At 70.9% G+C, this 3072-nt stretch carries 3 protein-coding genes; 2 read left to right on the forward strand and 1 reads right to left on the reverse strand.

What is annotated here, in order from left to right; genetic code table 11:
* On the reverse strand, positions 1-610 hold a 610-nt coding region (locus L7D48_RS21415), incomplete at its 3' end, for a beta-galactosidase (RefSeq protein ID WP_237881472.1).
* 175 nt (positions 611-785) lie between these two features.
* On the opposite strand from L7D48_RS21415, the gene L7D48_RS21420 reads away from it, so the two are divergent.
* Together L7D48_RS21420 and L7D48_RS21425 are read left to right on the forward strand one after the other, a co-directional pair.
* Positions 786-2081, forward strand: coding sequence for an ABC transporter substrate-binding protein (locus tag L7D48_RS21420; protein WP_237881474.1), 1296 nt, complete (start codon positions 786-788; stop codon positions 2079-2081).
* A complete protein-coding gene (locus L7D48_RS21425) occupies positions 2078-3034 on the forward strand; it encodes a carbohydrate ABC transporter permease (RefSeq protein ID WP_374493157.1) in 957 nt (318 codons plus the stop codon). Before L7D48_RS21420 ends, L7D48_RS21425 begins: the two co-directional genes overlap by 4 nt.
* The last annotated feature ends 38 nt before the right edge of the window (positions 3035-3072 follow it).

Genomic DNA, 3072 nt, shown 5'->3' on the forward strand with positions numbered 1-3072 from the left:
CGGTGGGGGTGGCCCGGGGCGGGGCGATCTCCTCCCAGTCGCCGTAGGTCTGCCCCCAGAAGGCGGTCCCCCAGGCGGCGTTGAGCTCCTCCAGGGTGGTGTAGCGCTCCCGCAGCCAGGTGCGGAAGGCCGCGGCGGAGGTCTCGCAGTAGCACTCCAGGACGGGTACGCCGTACTCGTTGTGGACGTGCCACATCACGACCGCGGGATGCCGTCCGTAGCGCTCGCCCAGCGCGCGGGCGACCCGGGCGGAGGCCTCCTGGTAGGCGGGCGAGTTGTGGCAGATCGCGCCGCGTGAGCCGAACTCCCAGCGCACGCCCTCCCGGCTGACGGGCAGCGCCTCGGGGTGGGCCCGGTAGAACCAGGCGGGCGGCACCACGGTGGGGGTGGCCAGGTCGACGCCGATACCGGCCTCGTGCAGCAGGTCGACGATCCGGTCGAGCCGGCCGAAGTCGAAGGCGCCCTCGGCCGGCTCGATCATCGCCCAGGAGAAGATCCCGACGCTGACGGTGGTCACACCGGCCTCACGCATCAGCGCGACGTCCTCGTGCCAGACCTCCTCGGGCCACTGCTCGGGGTTGTAGTCGCCGCCGTAGGCGAGGCGCACCATGCGACCTCCTGGGTCGAAGCTCCGGCCCGGGTGGGCCGGAGTGAGACAGAACTGGGAACGTTCACAGTCACTTGCCGACTGCATCACCTAGAAAACATCAAGCTCCGAACCATTGACAAGAGTCAGTTCGCTTTCTCTACTGTGCACGTTCACAGTGCCTTGTCAGGGAGGAAACATGAACCACCGCACCGTCGCGGCGTGCACCGCGGCCGCTGTCGCGGCAGCCGCCCTCACCGGCTGCGGCTCCTCGGACGGCGACTCCGCCGCCTCCGGCCCGGCGGAACTGACCTACTGGGCCTGGGCGCCCGGCATGGACAAGGTCGTCGCCCTGTGGAACGAGGAGAACCCGGACGTCAGGGTCACCGTCAAGAAGCAGGCCGGCGGGGACGACCTGGTGACCAAGACCCTCACCGCGGCCAAGGCGGGCGAGGCCCCCGACCTGGTGCAGGCCGAGTACCAGGCGCTGCCCACCCTGGTCGGCAACGACGTGCTGGCCGACATATCGGGCCAGGTGGCCGGTGCTCAGAAGGAGTTCGCCCCCGGGCTGTGGCAGCAGGTCACCCTGGGCGGCGACGCGGTCTACGCCCTCCCGCAGGACTCGGGGCCGATGATGTTCTACTACCGCCACGACCTGTTCGAGGAGTACGGGCTGACGGTGCCCACCACCTGGGAGGAGTTCGCCGACACCGCCCGCGCGCTCAAGCGGAAGGCTCCGGACAAGGACCTCACCACCTTCTCCAGCAACGACGCCGGCCTCTTCGCCGGCCTCGCGCAGCAGGCCGGCGCGCGCTGGTGGACCACCGAGGGCCAGAAGTGGAAGGTCGCGATCGACGACGAGGCCACCCGGAAGGTCGCCGACTTCTGGGGCTCCCTGGTCGAGGAGGGCGCGATCGACAACCAGCCGATGTACACCCCCGCCTGGAACAAGGCCCTCAACACCGGCAAGCAGATCGCCTGGGTCAGCGCCGTGTGGGCCCCCGGCACCCTCACCACCGCCGCCCCCGACACCAAGGGCAAGTGGACGATGGCGCCGCTGCCCCAGTGGGAGAAGGGAGCGAACACCACCGGCAGCTGGGGCGGCTCCACCACCGCGGTCACGAACGACTCCGAGCACAAGGAGGCCGCCGCGCGGTTCGCCACCTGGCTGAACACCGACCCCGAGGCGCTGAACGCCCTGGTGCGGGAGAGCGGCGTCTACCCGGCCGCCAAGGCGGCCCAGAGCGGCGGGGCGCTCACCCAGGCCCCGGACTTCTTCCCCAACCAGCCCGACTTCTACGAGCAGGCCGCGAAGATCGCCCAGGGCACCGCCCCCGCGGCCTGGGGCCCGAACGTCAACGTCGCCTACAGCACCTTCAAGGACGCCTTCAGCAAGGCCGCCAAGAACCGGTCCGGTTTCGACGCGGCGCTGCGGACCATGCACGAGGCCACCGTGGCGGACCTGAAGAAGCAGGGCTTCGGAGTCGCCGAGTGACACCGGCGACCACGGCGAAGCGCCCGGCGCCGGCCCGCCGCGGCGCGCGGGCCGGCGGCACGCGGCGGGCGCCGTACCTCTTCCTGCTGCCCGCCACCGCCCTGTTCCTGCTGTTCTTCGCACTCCCCGTCGGCTACGCCCTCCACCTGAGCCTGCGCCGGGTCGAGGTCGAAGGACTCGGCCTGGGCGCGGGGGCACGCCGGGAGGTGTGGGCCGGCCTGTCCAACTACACCGACGCCCTCACCGACCCCGAACTGGCCGCCGGCGCGCTGCGGGTGCTGGGCTACGGCCTGATCGTCGTGCCCGTCATGCTCGCACTCGCCCTGGTCTTCGCCCTGATGCTGGACGCCGACCGGGTCCGGGGCCGCTCCTTCACCCGACTGGCGATCTTCCTGCCGTACGCCGTCCCCGGGGTGATCGCGGCGCTGCTGTGGGGCTTCCTCTACCTGCCCGACGTCAGCCCGTTCCACTTCGTGCTCGGCGAACTCGGCCTGCCCGCGCCCGATCTGCTCGACGGCGGGGCGCTCTACGCCGCGCTGGCCAACATCGCGGTGTGGGGCGGCACCGGCTTCAACATGATCGTCATCTACACGGCACTGCGCGCGATCCCCGTCGAGGTCTACGAGGCCGCCCGGCTCGACGGCTGCTCGCAGCTGCAGATCGCGCTGCGGATCAAGGTCCCGATGGTGGCTCCGTCGCTGGTGCTGACCTTCTTCTTCTCCGTGATCGCCACGCTCCAGGTGTTCAGCGAGCCCACCACGCTCAAACCGCTGACCAACTCCGTACCCACCACCTGGAGTCCGCTGATGAAGGTCTACGAGGACGCCTTCGTCCGCGGCGACATCCACTCGGCCGCCGCCACCGCGGTGGTCGTCGCCGCGGTGACGCTCGTGCTCTCCTTCGGCTTCCTCAGGATCGCGAACTCCCGCACCCGCCGAGGGGACTCCCGATGACCGCCGCGTCCACCGCTCCCACCGCCGCCCCCGCGGCC

It is taken from the genome of Streptomyces sp. ICN903 (assembly GCF_022015835.1).
In the GTDB taxonomy this organism is placed as follows: Bacteria; Actinomycetota; Actinomycetes; order Streptomycetales; family Streptomycetaceae; genus Streptomyces; species Streptomyces fenghuangensis.

Bases quoted from the DNA above. Each gene is read 5' to 3' on its own strand.
- L7D48_RS21420 (WP_237881474.1), top strand. From the start codon at position 786: ATGAACCACCGCACCGTCGCGGCGTGCACCGCGGCCGCTGTCGCGGCA.